The organism is Halomonas sp. 141 (assembly GCF_002810305.1).
GTDB lineage: Bacteria > Pseudomonadota > Gammaproteobacteria > Pseudomonadales > Halomonadaceae > Vreelandella > Vreelandella stevensii.
On record NZ_PINZ01000014.1, the window covers coordinates 24562 to 39415 of the forward strand.

Here is a 14854-nt window from a genome sequence, read left to right on the forward strand (position 1 = left end):
AGGCCTAACCCGAGTTTCAGGAGTTTTACCATGTCTCACGTCAATATGCGTGACCTGCTGAAAGCAGGCGCTCACTTCGGTCACCAGACCAAGTACTGGAATCCGAAGATGGGCAAATACATCTTCGGCGCGCGCAACAAGATTCACATCATCAACCTTGAGCACACTCTGCCGGCGCTGAACGAAGCGATCGACGTGATCGAGAAGATGGCGTCTTCCAACAACAAGATCCTGTTTGTTGGTACCAAGCGCAGCGCGAGCAAGATCATCAAGGAAGAAGCCAGCCGTGTTGGCCAGCCGTTCGTCAACCATCGCTGGTTGGGCGGCATGCTGACCAACTTCAAGACCATTCGTCAGTCCATCAAGCGTCTGCGTGACCTCGAAGTCATGCGCGAAGACGGCACGTTCGAAAAGCTGACCAAGAAAGAAGTCTTGATGGCCACGCGTGAGCAAGAGAAGCTCGAGCGTTCTATCGGTGGTATCAAGAACATGGGCGGCCTGCCGGACGCACTGTTCGTGATCGACGTTGACCACGAGCGCATCGCGATCAACGAAGCCAACAAGCTGGGTATCCCGGTCATTGGCGTGGTAGATACCAACTCTAACCCGGATGGCGTTGATTACGTGATCCCGGGTAACGATGACTCCATCCGCGCGATCCAGATCTACGTGAAGGCGATTGCCGACGCGTGCACCCGTGCGAAAGAAGGTCGTCCCGAAGAGTTTGTCGAAGTGACGGAAGAAGCCGCTTCTGCCGACGCTGACGCTGCTGCCGAGTAACGCTGGCAGTGGGTGCGGCGGGCAGTTGAGCCGCATCGTCAAGAGGGGGCCTTATGCCCCCTTTTTCCCGCTTTGGGTGCTCCCAGGCGGGCCGATCACGCCGAGCACCAGGTGCCGGCAAGCGCTCTGCACCATGATACGCAACGGTCATCTGTCGTGCGTATACTCTGTAGCGCGTTTAACTCTCAGTTAGAACCATTTCCGAGGTGAAAACTCATGGCAGCTATCAGCGCCTCTCAGGTTAAGGAACTGCGCGAACGTACCGGTCTTGGCATGATGGAGTGCAAAAAAGCACTCACCGAAGCCGGCGGCGACATTGACGTGGCGATCGAAAACCTGCGTAAAAGCTCTGGCCTAAAAGCCGCTAAGAAAGCGGGTCGTACCGCTGCAGAAGGCGCCGTGGTAACGCGTGTCGCTGAAGACGGCAGCTACGGCGTCATGGTCGAAATCAACTCTGAAACCGATTTTGTTGCCCGCGACGATAACTTCATTGCCTTCGCCGATAAGGTTGCGGATGCCTTTTTCGCTGCCAAGAGCGAAGACGTGGCGGCCGTGATGGCGGGTGATCTGGAGTCTGTGCGTGAGCAGCTGGTTCAGAAAATCGGCGAGAACATCGGCGTGCGTCGTGCCGTCGTCGTCAACGCTGTAGACGCTGGTCTGGTTGGCGAGTACGTTCACGGTGGCCGCATTGGCGTACTGACCGTGCTGAAAGGCGGTAATGCCGAGGTTGCCAAGGACGTTGCCATGCACGTAGCTGCCATCAACCCGGCAGTGGCCCACCCGGCCGACATGCCCCAGGAAGAGCTGGACAAGGAAAAAGCCATCATCCTGGCGCAGCCGGACATGGCGGGCAAGCCCGAGCAGATCGCCGAGAAGATGGTCGAAGGCCGCCTGAAGAAGTATCTGGCCGAGAACAGCTTGACCGAGCAGCCGTTCGTCAAAGACCCGAACCAGTCCGTTGCCGAGTTCGTCAAGGCAGCTGGCGGTGAAGTGGTCAGCTTCATTCGCTTTGAAGTGGGCGAAGGCATCGAGAAAGAAGAAGTCGACTTTGCCAAAGAAGTTATGGAACAGGCTGGCCGTCGCTAAGGTCAGAGGTTTCTGTAAGATGATGGCGTGCGCGCGAGCGCACGCCTTCGTGTATCCGGCCCCTGTGTAATACAGGTGCTGTCTCGCCCACCTGTGTCCAGGTCTGCCTCAGGAGAGATGCCATGTCACGTGAGATTCAAGAGTCTGCCCCCGCTGCCACGAAAATCGACAAGTCGAAGTCGAAATACAAGCGTATTTTGCTGAAGCTGTCGGGCGAAGCGCTAATGGGAGAGCATGATTTTGGTATCGACCCCAAAGTGCTGGACCGAATGGCACTGGAAATCGGCCAGCTGGTCGGGATCGGTGTGCAGGTGGGTATCGTGATTGGAGGGGGTAACTTGTTCCGTGGCGCTGCGTTGAACGAAGCGGGCATGGACCGAGTGACGGGTGACCACATGGGAATGCTGGCCACCGTGATGAATGCGCTAGCCATGCGCGATGCGCTGGAGCGCTCCAATATTCGTTCACGGGTGATGTCGGCGATTCCCATGAGCGGGGTGGTGGAGCATTATGACCGCCGCACCGCCATTCGCTATCTGACCTCCGGCGACGTGGTGCTGTTCTCTGCAGGCACCGGTAACCCTTTCTTCACCACGGACTCGGCCGCCTGCTTGCGCGGTATCGAAGTGGACGTGGACGTCGTCATCAAAGCCACCAAGGTGGACGGCGTGTACAATAAGGACCCGGTGAAGTACCCCGACGCCGTAAAATACGACCAGCTCTCCTACGACGATGCGCTGGAGCAGAAGCTGGGCGTCATGGATTTGACCGCTATCTGCCTGGTACGTGACCATGATATGCCGGTGCGGGTATTCGATATGAACAAGCCTGGTGCCCTGCTGAATCTGGTAGTAGGGGGCAAGGAAGGCACGCTGATAGACAGAGGGTAACAACGTGATCAACGACATCAAGAAAGATGCAGAATCTCGCATGAAGAAGAGCGTCGAGGCGCTGCACGTCAACTTTAACAAGATTCGCACCGGGCGTGCGCATCCCAGCATCCTGGATGCCGTGACCGTCGAGTACTACGGTGGCCAGGTGCCGCTGAATCAGGTGGCTTCGGTCAGCGTCGAAGACGCGCGCACCCTGACCGTTGCCCCCTGGGAGCAGGGCATGGTGCCGAAGATCGAAAAAGCGATCATGACCTCTGACCTGGGGCTCAACCCCTCCAGTGCCGGTAACGTGATTCGCGTGCCCATGCCGATGCTCACCGAAGAAACGCGCAAGGGCTACATCAAGCAGGCGCGTGGCGAGGCCGAGACGGCCCGTGTGGCGGTGCGTAACGTGCGTCGTGACGCCAACGGTGACTTCAAGTCGCTGTTGAAAGAGAAAGAGATCACTGAAGATGATCAGCGCCAGGGCGAAGACGAGATCCAGAAGCTGACCGACAAGTACATCGCCGAGATCGACAAGGCGTTGGCAGCAAAAGAGCAGGATCTCATGCAGGTATAACGATGTCGTCGACATCGCAGACTGCGTTCACTTCACCACGGGCAGCCTGGCTGCCCGTGGGCCATCGCTTGGCTTTAATATGATTGATCTTTGGTGCGAGACCCCATGACCTCCCCCCAGCTTCCCTCACTGCAGCCGGGCGGCACGGAGCCTTCTCGATCCGAGGAGGGGCTGCCGTCCCATGTTGCGATCATCATGGATGGTAACAATCGCTGGGCTCGGGCGCGTGGGCTGTCAGGTGCGCGAGGCCACCGAGCAGGCGTCGAGGCCGTGCGTGCGGTCATCGAGCGCGCCGCCGAGCGGGGCGTCGACACCCTCAGCCTGTTTGCGTTTTCCAGTGAGAACTGGAAGCGCCCTGCGGCCGAGGTCAACGCGCTGATGGAGCTTTTTCTGATGGCCTTGAAGCGTGAGGTCAAGAAGCTTCACGAGCGCAATATACGGCTCTCCATCATTGGCGATCAGCGTGGCTTTTCCCACGCCATCCAGAAACACATTCAGCGTGCTCAGGCACTGACTGCCGACAATACGGGCATGCACCTGGTGATTGCCGCCAACTACGGCGGCCAGTGGGATATCACTCGCGCCGCACGCCAGTTGGCCGAACAGGTGGCCGCAGGCGAGCTGAGTCCCGAGGCCATTGACGAGGCGCGAATGGACGCCGCCATGGGAGTGGCGCAGGTGCCGCCGGTGGATCTGTGCATCCGTACCAGTGGCGAGCAGCGCTTGTCCAATTTCATGCTGTGGCAACTGGCTTACGCAGAGCTGCATTTCTCTCCCTTGCTGTGGCCCGATTTCAACGGCGCGGCTTTCGACGAGGCGGTGGACGATTTCTGTATGAGACGCCGTCGCTTTGGCATGACCGACGAACAAATAGAGGCGCAAGGTGCTTAAACAGCGAATCATCACCGCTGCCTGGCTGGCACCCCTGGTGCTGGCCGGGTTGTTTGGATTACAGGGCGGCGCGTTTGCGCTGTTTACCGCCGTTGTGGTGCTTCTGGGTGCCTGGGAGTGGACCAACCTCGCAGGCGTGACGCAACCAAGCCAGCGGCTTGGTGGCGTCGTCGGGATGGCGGTGCTCATGGCGCTGCTGTGGTTTAGCGGGGCGGCCTATTCGGTGTGGCCGCTATGGCTGGCTGCTGCCGGTTGGCTGCTGAACCTGTACTGGGTGACTCAATACCCGGCGGCGGGCCAGCAGTGGCAGAGCACCACTCGGCGGCTGTTGATGGGCGTCTGGGTGCTGCTGCCTTGCTGGGTGGGGTTCAACGTCCTGCGTGATAGCGGCGCCGTGTGGCTGCTGTTCGTGCTGCTGCTGGTGTGGAGTGCCGACATCGGGGCGTACTTTGCCGGTCGCCGCTGGGGCAAGCGAAAGCTGGCCCCGCGGGTCAGCCCCGGCAAGTCCTGGGAAGGCGTGCTGGGCGGTCTTGCGGCCACGTGCCTGCTAGCGCTGCTGTTCGCGCTGTGGCAGCCCCTGGGGGTTGCTGGAGGCATCGCACTGCTGTTGATCACGGCTGTCGTCACGCTGATCTCGGTGCTGGGCGACCTGCTGGAAAGCATGCTCAAGCGTTACCGTGATATCAAGGACTCCAGCCAGCTGCTGCCCGGCCATGGGGGCGTGCTGGACCGTATCGATAGTCTGACGGCCGCCATTCCGATTTTTGCCTTGTGCTATCTGCTGGTGCTGCAGGCTCAGGTGAGCGCGCTATGAGCACCGCACCCGTTCAGCAAGTGACGGTGCTCGGGGCCACGGGCTCGATTGGCACCAGCACCCTGGATGTGATCGCCCGTCACCCTGACCGCTACCGTGTTTATGCATTGACGGCTCATACCTCAAAAGAAGCCTTGCTGGCGCAGTGTCAGGTACACCGCCCTCGGTTTGCGGTGCTGGATGACGCGAACGATGCCCAGTGGCTACAGCAGGCGCTTGGAAAATCGGGTATCGATACCCGAGTGCTCTCCGGCCCTGAGTCGCTATGCGACGTGGCTAGCGCAGCAGAGGTCGATACCGTCATGGCCGCCATCGTCGGGGCCGCTGGCCTTCTACCAGCGCTGGCGGCGGCAGAGGCAGGCAAGCGCGTGCTGTTGGCCAATAAAGAGGCGCTGGTCATGAGCGGCGCGCTGTTCATGGAGGCAGTCGAGCGCTCTGGTGCCATCCTGCTGCCGATCGATTCTGAACATAATGCCATCTACCAGTGTCTACCCAGCGAGCATCGTGGGGGGCTGGCCAGACATGGCGTGCGTCAACTGCTGTTGACCGCGTCGGGCGGTCCGTTCCGTGGCTGGGCGGCGGCCGACATCGCCAGGGTCACCCCCGAGCAGGCCTGTGCTCACCCCAACTGGTCCATGGGGCGCAAGATCTCCGTGGATAGCGCCACGCTAATGAACAAAGGCCTGGAGCTGATCGAGGCCTGCTGGCTGTTCGATGCCACGCCCGAGCAGGTGCAGGTGGTCGTGCACCCCCAAAGCGTCATTCATTCGATGGCAGCCTACGACGATGGCTCGGTCATTGCGCAGCTGGGCAACCCTGATATGCGTACCCCGATTGCCTACGGCCTGGCTTGGCCGGAGCGCATCGATGCTGGGGTCGAAGCGCTGGACCTGTTTCAGGTAGCGCGACTGGAGTTCGAGGCGCCGGACGAGGCGCTGTTTCCCTGCCTGAGATTGGCGCGGGAGGCGATCCAGAAGGGGGGCGCGGCGCCGGCCATTCTCAATGCGGCCAATGAAGTCGCGGTGGACGCCTTCCTGTCGGAAACCATCGGCTTTAGCGAGATTGCTGAGGTGGTGGCGGCGGTCATGGCACAGCCTTATCAAGGCGCTGCCGCGACCCTTGAGCAAGTATTGAATGCGGATCGCTGGGCGCGTGAGCAGGCAGACGTCATCGTACGCCAGCGCAGGGCTGAGCCCTCTCCGCTCTAACGGCGAGTCATGTAAAGGAGCACGGCGTGGGCCTGATACAGAATATTCTAGCGGTTATCGTGGTGTTGGGCCTGCTGGTCACGTTTCACGAGTTTGGCCACTTTTGGGTGGCGCGCCGGTGCGGTGTGAAGGTGCTGAGGTTCTCGGTCGGTTTCGGCAAGCCGCTGTGGTCGACGGTGGACCGCCACGGGACCGAATTTGCGGTGGCCGCCATTCCTTTGGGTGGCTACGTGAAAATGCTCGACGAGCGCGAGGCGCCAGTCCCCGAAGAGCAGCTGGACCAGGCGTTCAATCGCAAGACTGTCTGGCAGCGTATCGCCATCGTGGCGGCGGGCCCCATCGCCAACTTCCTGCTGGCCATCGTGGCCTATTGGGCACTGTTCGTGGCCGGTACCACTACGGTGGCGCCGATTGTCGGGCCGGTCACGCCCAACTCCCCGGCGGCCGAAGCGGGCTTGCCCCAGGGCAGTGAAATCACCGCCATCCAGGGCGACGCCATGCGCTCCTGGGAAGAGATCAATTTGAAGCTGGTATCGATGATCGGCTTCAACGGTGAGCTGGCCATCGAAGCGCGCCCGGAAGGCAGCAGTGCTTCGCGGGTATATCAGCTGCCGATCAGCCGCTACATGGTCCGCCAGGACCCGCCGCAGCCGCTGGAAACGCTGGGCTTCGTGCCTTGGCGCCCCGACGTTCCTGCCGTGCTGGGCCAGGTGTTGGAAGGCCAGGCAGCGGCCGAGGCTGGCCTTCAGGCAGGCGACCGGATTACCACGCTGAACGGTGAGCCGGTTCGCGACTGGATGCAGTTCGTTGAAGTCATTCGTGACAGTGCAGGCCAGACCCTCAGCGTGGGTTACCAGCGCAACGGCGAAGCCGGTACGCTGACCATGACGCCGGGGCGCAATACGCTGGAGAGTGGCGTCGAGGTTGGGTACATTGGAGCAGGTGCCGAGCCGGTCAACTGGCCTGACGAACTGCTGCGCGATATTCGCTATGGGCCCATCGAGGCGCTGGGCCAGGCGCTGTCACGCACCGGTGATATGGTGCTGCTCACCGTCGATGCCATTCGCAAAATGCTGGTGGGGCTGATTTCGCCCTCCAACCTGTCGGGGCCCATTACCATCGCGCAAATCTCTGGGGATTCAGCGCGTGCAGGTACCGAAGCTTTCGTTAGCTTTCTGGCCTATCTGTCGATCAGCCTGGGTGTGCTAAATTTGCTGCCTATCCCCGTGCTCGACGGTGGTCATTTGCTTTACTATTTCGTCGAGGTGCTGCGCGGGCGACCAGTATCTGAGCAGACACAGGCAATAGGCCTCCGCATTGGGCTGGCCATGGTAGGCACCCTGATGCTGATGGCGCTCTATTTCGACTTGATGCGCCTGTGGTAATAACGCGTGTAGCGCGCGGATGGCTTGTCATCTGCCTGCACAAATGTATATGGTGCCTGTCTTAACGACAGGCAGACCAACGCGAGCGAACTGACTGCATGAAAATCAAGACCCTTGGAATGGCGGCACTCTTGCTGGCAGGCGCCAGCGGCGCCCAGGCACAATCCTTTGATGTTTCGGACATTCGTGTGGAAGGACTACAGCGGGTATCCGCCGCCTCGGTCTTTAATGCGTTTCCTGTCAGTGCCAACGACCGCGTCAGTGAGCAGCAGCTGGCCGCTGCCGCACGTGACCTGTTTGCCACTGGCCTGTTCGAAGACGTCTCGCTGGCCCGGGAAGGCGATGTTCTGGTCATTCAGGTCGTCGAAAGGCCCACCATTGCGCGTCTGAACATTACCGGCAATCGGCAGATTTCCGATGACGACCTGCGTAACGGTCTGCGTCAGTCTGGCCTGTCTGAAGGGCAAGTGCTGCAGCTCTCCACGCTCGACGATATCGAGCGTGAGCTGGAAGGGGTTTATCAGTCGCAGGGGCGCTACAGCGCCAGCATCAATGTCGGCGTGGATGAAATCGACGAAGGCCGGGTTCAGGTCAACATCGACATCAACGAAGGTGAAGTGGCCAGGATTCGCCAGATCAATATCGTGGGCAACCGTGATTTCGATGACGACACGCTGCGTGGTGTCTTCGAACTGAACGACCGTCCCGGACGTTTCTTTGGCTGGTTCTCGCGGGACGAGTACTCCCGGGAAGCGCTCTCTGGGGACATCGAGCGTCTGCGCTCTTTTTATCTGGATCGCGGCTATGTCAACTTCGACGTGACCTCCACGCAAGTTTCGATTGGGCCTGAAAAGTCCGAGATCTTCGTGACGTTGAACATCGACGAGGGCACCCAGTACCGGGTTGGTAACATTCGTTTCGCGGGCGACCTGCAAATCAGCGAAAGCGAAGCGCGCAACCTGCTGCAGATCAACAGTGGCGAGATTTTCTCTCGTGGCGACCTGAACGCATCCACGGAAGCGTTGCGTCAGCGCCTGGGGGCCGAAGGCTTCGCGTTTGCCGAAGTGCGCGGTATCCCTGAAATGGCCGACGACGGTGAGACCGTCGACCTGGTGATCGCGGTTGATCCGGGCCAGCGGACATACGTGCGTCGTATCGAATTCTTTGGCAACACCACGACTCAGGACGAGGTGTTGCGCCGTGAAATGATTCAGCTGGAGGGGGCGCCTGCCTCCACGGAGTCCATTACCCAGTCGCGTCAGCGCCTGGAGCGGCTTGGCTTCTTCAGCCAGGTGGAAGTCGACACTCAGCCCGTACCGGGGCAGCCCGACCTGCTGGATGTCACCTACAACGTGGAAGAGCAGCCTTCCGGCTCCATCTCGGCCAGTGTCGGTTTCTCGCAAAGTGCCGGGGTGATCTACGGCGTTGGCCTGGCCCAGAACAACTTCCTGGGCACCGGTAACCGAGTCAACGTCGGCGCGCAGCGCAGCGACACCTTCACGAGCGTGAACTTTGCCTTTACCGACCCCTACTGGACCCTGGACGGCATCTCCCGAGGTTATAACGTTTTCTATCGCGAGACGGACTACGCCGACTCCGATATCTCTACGTTCTCCACCGACGCCTACGGCGCGGGCATCAACTTCGGTTACCCTGTCAGTGAGCTGTCGCGGCTCAACTTCGGGGCGAGCATCGAAGATATCACCGTCAAGACCTACTTCGACACGGCCTCTGAAATTCGCCGTTACGTGGAAGACGAAGGCGACAATGCCCAGAGCCTGAAGCTGACCGCCAGCTGGACCCGTAACAACCTGAACCGCGGTATCATGCCGACGGCGGGCAACTATCAGCGTCTCTCGCTGGAAACCGGGGTGCCGGGCAGCGATGCGGAGTACTACAAGGTTCAGGCCCGCGCCCAACAGCTCTTCCCGATCAACGACGATCAGACCTGGGCATTCAAGTTCAGCGGTAACCTGGGCTATGCCGATACCCTGGCCAGCAACGATCCTTACCCCTTCTATGAGAACTTCTATGCAGGGGGCCTGGGCTCGGTGCGTGGTTTCACGTCCAACACCCTGGGGCAGCGCACTACGCCCGCCCGCGAGGGTGGCCGTGATCGTACCCTTGGGGGGAACGTGCTGGTGCAAGGCAGTGCCGAAGTCCTCTTCCCGATGCCGTTCGTCGAGAACCAGCGCTCGGTACAGCCTACGCTGTTCCTGGATGCGGGGAATACCTTCCTGAGCTCCTGCTACGACGTGCTGGAAGAGGATGCTGGCCGCCAGCAGTGCAGTTCTGGCGTTGATCTGGGCGATTTACGCTACAGTGTGGGTATTGGTCTCTCCTGGCTGACGCCCGTGGGTCCCTTGACCTTCAGCATTGCAGAGCCGTTAAACGATGAGAGTGGCGATGACACGCAGTTCTTCCAGTTCTCGCTTGGCCAAACGTTCTAACTCAAGGAGTGTCATGATAATGCGTAAACTGACCGCCGCTGTGTGCCTTTTCGGAGCCATGACGCTACCTGCCTACGCGGCTGAAGTGGCCGTGCTGGATTGGCGCGCAGCGCTGATGAACACCCAGTCGGCACAATCATCGCTGAGCCAGCTCGAAAGCCAGATTGGTGGCCAGCAGCGTGAAGCGCAGTCGCTGGGTAACGAGCTGCAACAGCTGCAAACTCGCCTGCAGCAGCAGGGCGAGACCATGTCGCAATCCGAGCGCGATGCGCTGATTGCCGAGCTACAGCAGAAGGGCAGCCGTTTCGAACAGCTTCGTCGTGAAGTGATGCAGGCGCAGCAAACCTCCGAACAGCAGTTCCTGGAAAGCGCCGAGTCCAAGCTCGAGCGGGCCGTGGAGCAGGTGCTGGAGCGTCATAACATCGACGTGTTGGTAGAGCCTCAGGGAGTGCTGCACTCCTCGACGGACCTTCCCAATGTGACCAATGAGGTCACGCAGATTTTTGATTCGCTGAACTAATTCATGACCGTGGGTGCGGCGCTCGTTGGCCGCACCGCTGCTTTCCTGGGCTCCCATGATGCACGCTTCTCAACACCTCACCCTGGCCGATATCGCTCGTCATCTGGACGTTGCTTTTGAGGGCGACGCCGACCAGCCAATCCGTGGCCTGGCCACCCTCAAGGAAGCCGCGCCCGATCAGGTAGCATTTCTTGCCAATCGCGCGTATCTCAAGGATCTGGCTACGACGCGTGCCGCCGCCGTTCTGCTGCACCCGGAGCACGGCAAGAATTGCCCGGTGCCACGGCTGGAAATGAGCAACCCCTACCTTGGCTACGCCAAGCTGTCGCAGCTGTTTGACCCTTTGGCGGCCCGCGATGTGCCGGGCATTCATCCCCGCGCCGTGGTGGCGGAAGGCGTCACACTGGGTGAGGGCGTCTCGATTCAGGCCAATGCGGTGATCGAATCGGGGGCTGTGCTGGGGGATCGGGTGATCGTTGGGGCAGGCAGCGTGGTGGGGGCCGACAGCCGTCTGGGTGACGATACTCGGCTGCACGCCAACGTGACGGTGTGTCATGGCGTCATCATCGGTAAGCGGGTCATTCTGCAAAGCGGCTGTGTAATCGGTGGCGATGGCTTCGGGTTTGCCCACGATGGCGCAGGCTGGCACAAGATCGCCCAGTTGGGCGGCGTCATCCTTGGCGATGATGTCGAGGTCGGCAGCTGTTCGAGTATCGACCGCGGCGCATTGGGCGATACGGTCATTGGTAATGACGTCAAGATCGACAGCCAGGTGCAGATTGCCCATAACGTCACGATTGGCGACCACAGCGCCCTGGCGGGCTGTGTGGGCATTGCGGGTTCTACCAAAGTGGGCAAGCACTGTATGCTGGGCGGCGGCGTTGGCTTGTCGGGCCACTTGACCTTGTGCGATGGGGTCCAGGTGACGGGTATGAGTCTGGTGACCAATTCGATTCATGAGCCAGGTGTCTACTCCTCCGGCACGGGCGCCATGAGCAACACTCAATGGCGCAAGAACGCGGTGCGCTTCAAGCAGCTGGATGATATTGCCAAACGATTGGCGCGATTGGAAAAAAGCCAGCGTTGATCGTGAAGTAAACAAGGATTTTGAGGATGTGTGGCTTGAGGCTCGATAGCAGCGCGTTATAATCCTCTGCCTTTTGGCCAGCAGGAGTGCTGGTGCCTGCCTGACGCTGTTCAGGCGCTATGTCTATTTAGAGGTCGTTACGATGGTTATGGATATCAACGAAATTCGCGAGTACTTGCCCCACCGCTATCCCTTCCTGCTGGTGGATCGAGTCACGGAACTGACCGTGGGCGAAGCCATCGTGGCGTACAAGAACGTAAGCATCAATGAGCCATTCTTCAATGGTCATTTTCCGCATCACCCCATCATGCCCGGCGTGCTGGTCGTCGAAGCACTGGCGCAAGTGTGTGGCATTCTGGGCTTCAAGACGGTCAACAAGCTTCCGGCAGATGGCTATGTCTACTATCTGGTCGGCAGCGATAACGTACGTTTCAAGCGCCCGGTCATGCCGGGTGACAAGCTGACGCTGGAAGCCAACGTCATACGTGGCAAGCGCGGCATCTGGAAATTTGCCTGCCGTGCCACGGTGGACGGCGAGCTGGCGTGTGAAGCAGAAATCATTTGTGCCGAGAGGAAGGTGGCTTGATACATCCTACTGCACTGGTCGACCCCACGGCACGACTGGCCGATGACGTTGAGGTCGGCCCTTTTAGTGTGATCGGGCCCTATGTCACCATCGGTGCCGGTTCCGTCATTGGCCCCCATGTGGTGATCAAGGGGCCCACCGTGCTGGGTGAGCGCACGCGTATTTTCCAGTTTGCCTCGGTGGGGGAAGATTGCCAGGACAAGAAGTACGCCGGCGAGCCGACGCGGCTGGTCATGGGCGACGATAACGTGATCCGTGAAGGGGTGACGCTGCACCGTGGTACGGTGCAGGATCGCAGCGAAACCACCATCGGGTCGCGTAACCTGTTCATGGCATACGTGCACGTTGGCCATGACTGCGTCATCGGCAACGACTGTATCCTGGCCAACCAGGTCACCCTGGCAGGGCACGTGACGCTGGGCAACCATGCCATTCTGGGCGGGCTCTCGGCGGTGCATCAGTTCTGCCACTTTGGGGACCATGCCATGGCGGGTGGTGGCTCGATCATCACCAAGGATACCCCGGCGTTCGTCATGATCAACGGCAACCCTGCCGAAGCGCGTGGCCTGAACCTGGTCGGCCTCAAGCGCCGAGGCTTCAGCCGCGAGGCGATAGCCGCCCTGACCACTGCCTACAAACTGGTCTACCGTCAGGGGCTCACCGTCGAGCAGGCCATCAGCGATATGCGCAGCCGCTTCGATCTGCCGGAAGTCGTGCAGTTTGCCGACTCCATCGAGCGCTCCACGCGCGGTATCGTGCGCTAATACACCTCAACTGGCTGTCTTGTCTCCATGACACTGCAACGCGTATACCTTGTGGCAGGCGAACTCTCTGGCGATATTCTGGGCGCGGGGCTCATGCGTGAGCTGCGTGCCCGCTATCCTGACGTGGAGTTTCGCGGGATGGGCGGGCCCCGCATGGAAGCGCAGGGCCTGCAAAGCCGCTTTCCACTGGAAACGCTGTCGGTAATGGGGCTGGTCGAGGTGCTCAAGCACCTTCCCGAGCTGATCCGCGTACGCCGTACCCTGCGGGAAGACGCGCTGGCCTGGCAGCCGGACATCATGATTGGCATCGATGCGCCCGATTTCAACACGGGGCTGGAGAAACAGCTGCGTGAAGCGGGCGTGACCACGGCCCATTACGTCAGCCCTTCGGTATGGGCCTGGCGCCAGGGGCGGGTCAAGAAAATCGCCAAGGCGGTGGATGGCATGCTGACGCTGCTGCCCTTCGAGGCCGACTTCTACCGTCAGCATCGCGTGCCGGTGGCGTTCGTGGGCCACCCCCTGGCGGACGAGCTGCCCCTGGTCAACGACCGTCAGGCGGCCCGTGAAGCGTTGGGGTTAAAGCTCGACGGGCCGGTATTGGCGCTGCTGCCGGGCTCCCGTGGCAATGAAGTCCGCTTCATGGGGGCGACCTTCCTGGCGGCGGTCACGCTGCTCTGCCAGCGCCACCCTGATCTGCAGGTCGTGATCCCTGCGGCGACTGCCCAGCGGCATCGGGAGCTTACCGAGCTGCTGTCCGGCTACCCTGCGCTGCACCCATCGGTAACGCTGCTGAACGGCCAGGCAAGAGAAGCCATGGTGGCCAGCGACGCCGTACTGCTCACCTCTGGTACGGCCGCTCTGGAAGCGATGCTGTGCCACCGGGCCATGGTGGTGGCCTACAAGATGGCGCCCGCAACCCACTGGCTGGCCCAGCGGCTGGTCAAGACGGCCTGGATCTCGTTGCCCAACTTGATTGCCCAGGAGAGTGTGGTTCCCGAGCTGATTCAGCACGCCGCCTCGCCGGAGGCCATTGCCCAGCAGGTGGGCGAGCTGCTGGAGGAAGCTTCCACCCGTCAGGCGCTGGAAGAGCGCTTTGCGGCGATGCACGCCGCGCTACAGCGCAATGCCAGCCAGCGTGCTGCCCAGGCCGTGGCGGCGCTGGCGGCGGGTCAGCCCTTGGAGGCCGCGACGGATGGCCAATGATTCCCGTGATTACCCTCCGCTGGTAGTGGCCTATACCGGCCCCTACCTGGCCGGTGTGGATGAAGTAGGGCGTGGCCCGCTGATCGGCAGCGTGGTGGCGGCAGCGGTGATACTCGACCCCCAGGCGCCCATCGAAGGCTTGACCGATTCGAAAAAGCTGACGGCCCGCAAGCGGGAGCAGCTGGACGTGCAGATACGGGAGCGGGCATTGGCCTTTGCGTTGGCCGAGGCCAGCGCCGCCGAAATCGACACGCTCAACATCTATCATGCCACGCACCTGGCCATGCGGCGCGCCATCGATGCCCTGATGCCCGCCGCCGAATACCTGCTGGTGGATGGCAACCGGCTGCCGGGGCACGCCTTGCCGGGCCAGGCCGTCGTCAAAGGCGATGCGCGCCACCCTGCCATTGCCGCTGCCTCGATTCTGGCCAAGGTGGCCAGGGACGCCCAGATGGCCGAGCTGGATTTGCGCTATCCTGAGTATGGTTTTGCGCGCCACAAGGGCTATCCAACCAAAGAGCACCTGGCGGCTCTGGAAGCCCATGGTCCGCTGGCCGAACACCGCAAAAGCTTTGCGCCGGTACAGCGTCAGCTAGCGCTGCTGTAGCGCGGTCTTTTTTTCATTTGC

At 60.9% G+C, this 14854-nt stretch carries 15 protein-coding genes; all 15 read left to right on the forward strand.

What is annotated here, in order from left to right; translation table 11 throughout:
- The first annotated feature begins 30 nt into the window (after positions 1-30).
- The gene (rpsB, locus tag CWI66_RS08515; protein WP_100731443.1) at positions 31-780 is read left to right on the forward strand and encodes a 30S ribosomal protein S2; all 750 of its coding nucleotides are present in this window, start codon (positions 31-33) and stop codon (positions 778-780) included.
- A gap of 216 nt (positions 781-996) precedes the next feature.
- Complete coding sequence (gene tsf, locus CWI66_RS08520) at positions 997-1866, forward strand: translation elongation factor Ts (protein WP_081195119.1); 870 nt, start codon at positions 997-999, stop codon at positions 1864-1866.
- A 122-nt stretch (positions 1867-1988) separates the two neighbouring features.
- Positions 1989-2756: a UMP kinase gene (pyrH, locus tag CWI66_RS08525; RefSeq protein WP_016915047.1), complete on the forward strand. Its 768-nt coding sequence runs from the start codon at positions 1989-1991 to the stop codon at positions 2754-2756.
- 4 nt (positions 2757-2760) lie between these two features.
- Complete coding sequence (frr, locus tag CWI66_RS08530) at positions 2761-3318, forward strand: ribosome recycling factor (RefSeq protein ID WP_081136731.1); 558 nt, start codon at positions 2761-2763, stop codon at positions 3316-3318.
- 105 nt (positions 3319-3423) lie between these two features.
- Positions 3424-4209 carry a polyprenyl diphosphate synthase gene (gene uppS, locus CWI66_RS08535; protein WP_081195121.1) on the forward strand — a complete coding sequence of 262 codons (786 nt, stop codon included), beginning with the start codon at positions 3424-3426 and terminating at the stop codon, positions 4207-4209.
- On the forward strand, positions 4202-5023 hold the full coding sequence (locus tag CWI66_RS08540; RefSeq protein WP_100731444.1) for a phosphatidate cytidylyltransferase: 822 nt from the start codon (positions 4202-4204) through the stop codon (positions 5021-5023). The genes uppS and CWI66_RS08540 overlap by 8 nt, the downstream gene beginning before the upstream one ends.
- Positions 5020-6231: a 1-deoxy-D-xylulose-5-phosphate reductoisomerase gene (gene ispC / locus CWI66_RS08545; RefSeq protein WP_016915043.1), complete on the forward strand. Its 1212-nt coding sequence runs from the start codon at positions 5020-5022 to the stop codon at positions 6229-6231. The genes CWI66_RS08540 and ispC overlap by 4 nt, the downstream gene beginning before the upstream one ends.
- 26 nt (positions 6232-6257) lie before the next feature.
- Positions 6258-7616, forward strand: coding sequence for an RIP metalloprotease RseP (gene rseP / locus CWI66_RS08550; protein ID WP_016915042.1), 1359 nt, complete (start codon positions 6258-6260; stop codon positions 7614-7616).
- A gap of 98 nt (positions 7617-7714) precedes the next feature.
- Positions 7715-10066, forward strand: a complete 2352-nt coding sequence (bamA, locus tag CWI66_RS08555; RefSeq protein ID WP_371317386.1) for an outer membrane protein assembly factor BamA — start codon at positions 7715-7717, stop codon at positions 10064-10066.
- Between the two features lie 19 nt (positions 10067-10085).
- Entirely contained in the window at positions 10086-10586 is a 501-nt protein-coding gene (locus CWI66_RS08560; protein ID WP_039175240.1) for an OmpH family outer membrane protein, read from the forward strand.
- A 55-nt stretch (positions 10587-10641) separates the two neighbouring features.
- Entirely contained in the window at positions 10642-11673 is a 1032-nt protein-coding gene (gene lpxD, locus CWI66_RS08565; protein ID WP_081195718.1) for a UDP-3-O-(3-hydroxymyristoyl)glucosamine N-acyltransferase, read from the forward strand.
- Positions 11674-11815: 142 nt separating this feature from the next.
- The gene (gene fabZ / locus CWI66_RS08570) at positions 11816-12259 is read left to right on the forward strand and encodes a 3-hydroxyacyl-ACP dehydratase FabZ (RefSeq protein ID WP_026001844.1); all 444 of its coding nucleotides are present in this window, start codon (positions 11816-11818) and stop codon (positions 12257-12259) included.
- Complete coding sequence (lpxA, locus tag CWI66_RS08575) at positions 12256-13023, forward strand: acyl-ACP--UDP-N-acetylglucosamine O-acyltransferase (RefSeq protein WP_100731446.1); 768 nt, start codon at positions 12256-12258, stop codon at positions 13021-13023. The genes fabZ and lpxA overlap by 4 nt, the downstream gene beginning before the upstream one ends.
- Positions 13024-13050: 27 nt before the next feature.
- A complete protein-coding gene (lpxB, locus tag CWI66_RS08580; RefSeq protein WP_100731447.1) occupies positions 13051-14226 on the forward strand; it encodes a lipid-A-disaccharide synthase in 1176 nt (391 codons plus the stop codon).
- Positions 14216-14833 (forward strand): ribonuclease HII, encoded by a 618-nt coding sequence (rnhB, locus tag CWI66_RS08585; protein ID WP_016915035.1) that lies wholly within the window; start codon positions 14216-14218, stop codon positions 14831-14833. The genes lpxB and rnhB overlap by 11 nt, the downstream gene beginning before the upstream one ends.
- Positions 14834-14854: the final 21 nt, after the last annotated feature.

What these genes read in the sequence shown, in the direction of transcription:
- lpxD (WP_081195718.1), top strand. Translation starts at nt 10,642, where the DNA reads ATGATGCACGCTTCTCAACACCTCACCCTGGCCGATATCGCTCGTCAT.
- uppS (WP_081195121.1), top strand. Translation starts at nt 3,424, where the DNA reads ATGACCTCCCCCCAGCTTCCCTCACTGCAGCCGGGCGGCACGGAGCCT.
- ispC (WP_016915043.1), top strand. Translation starts at nt 5,020, where the DNA reads ATGAGCACCGCACCCGTTCAGCAAGTGACGGTGCTCGGGGCCACGGGC.
- rpsB (WP_100731443.1), top strand. Translation starts at nt 31, where the DNA reads ATGTCTCACGTCAATATGCGTGACCTGCTGAAAGCAGGCGCTCACTTC.
- fabZ (WP_026001844.1), top strand. Translation starts at nt 11,816, where the DNA reads ATGGTTATGGATATCAACGAAATTCGCGAGTACTTGCCCCACCGCTAT.
- CWI66_RS08560 (WP_039175240.1), top strand. Translation starts at nt 10,086, where the DNA reads ATGCGTAAACTGACCGCCGCTGTGTGCCTTTTCGGAGCCATGACGCTA.
- lpxB (WP_100731447.1), top strand. Translation starts at nt 13,051, where the DNA reads ATGACACTGCAACGCGTATACCTTGTGGCAGGCGAACTCTCTGGCGAT.
- bamA (WP_371317386.1), top strand. Translation starts at nt 7,715, where the DNA reads ATGAAAATCAAGACCCTTGGAATGGCGGCACTCTTGCTGGCAGGCGCC.
- tsf (WP_081195119.1), top strand. Translation starts at nt 997, where the DNA reads ATGGCAGCTATCAGCGCCTCTCAGGTTAAGGAACTGCGCGAACGTACC.
- rnhB (WP_016915035.1), top strand. Translation starts at nt 14,216, where the DNA reads ATGGCCAATGATTCCCGTGATTACCCTCCGCTGGTAGTGGCCTATACC.
- pyrH (WP_016915047.1), top strand. Translation starts at nt 1,989, where the DNA reads ATGTCACGTGAGATTCAAGAGTCTGCCCCCGCTGCCACGAAAATCGAC.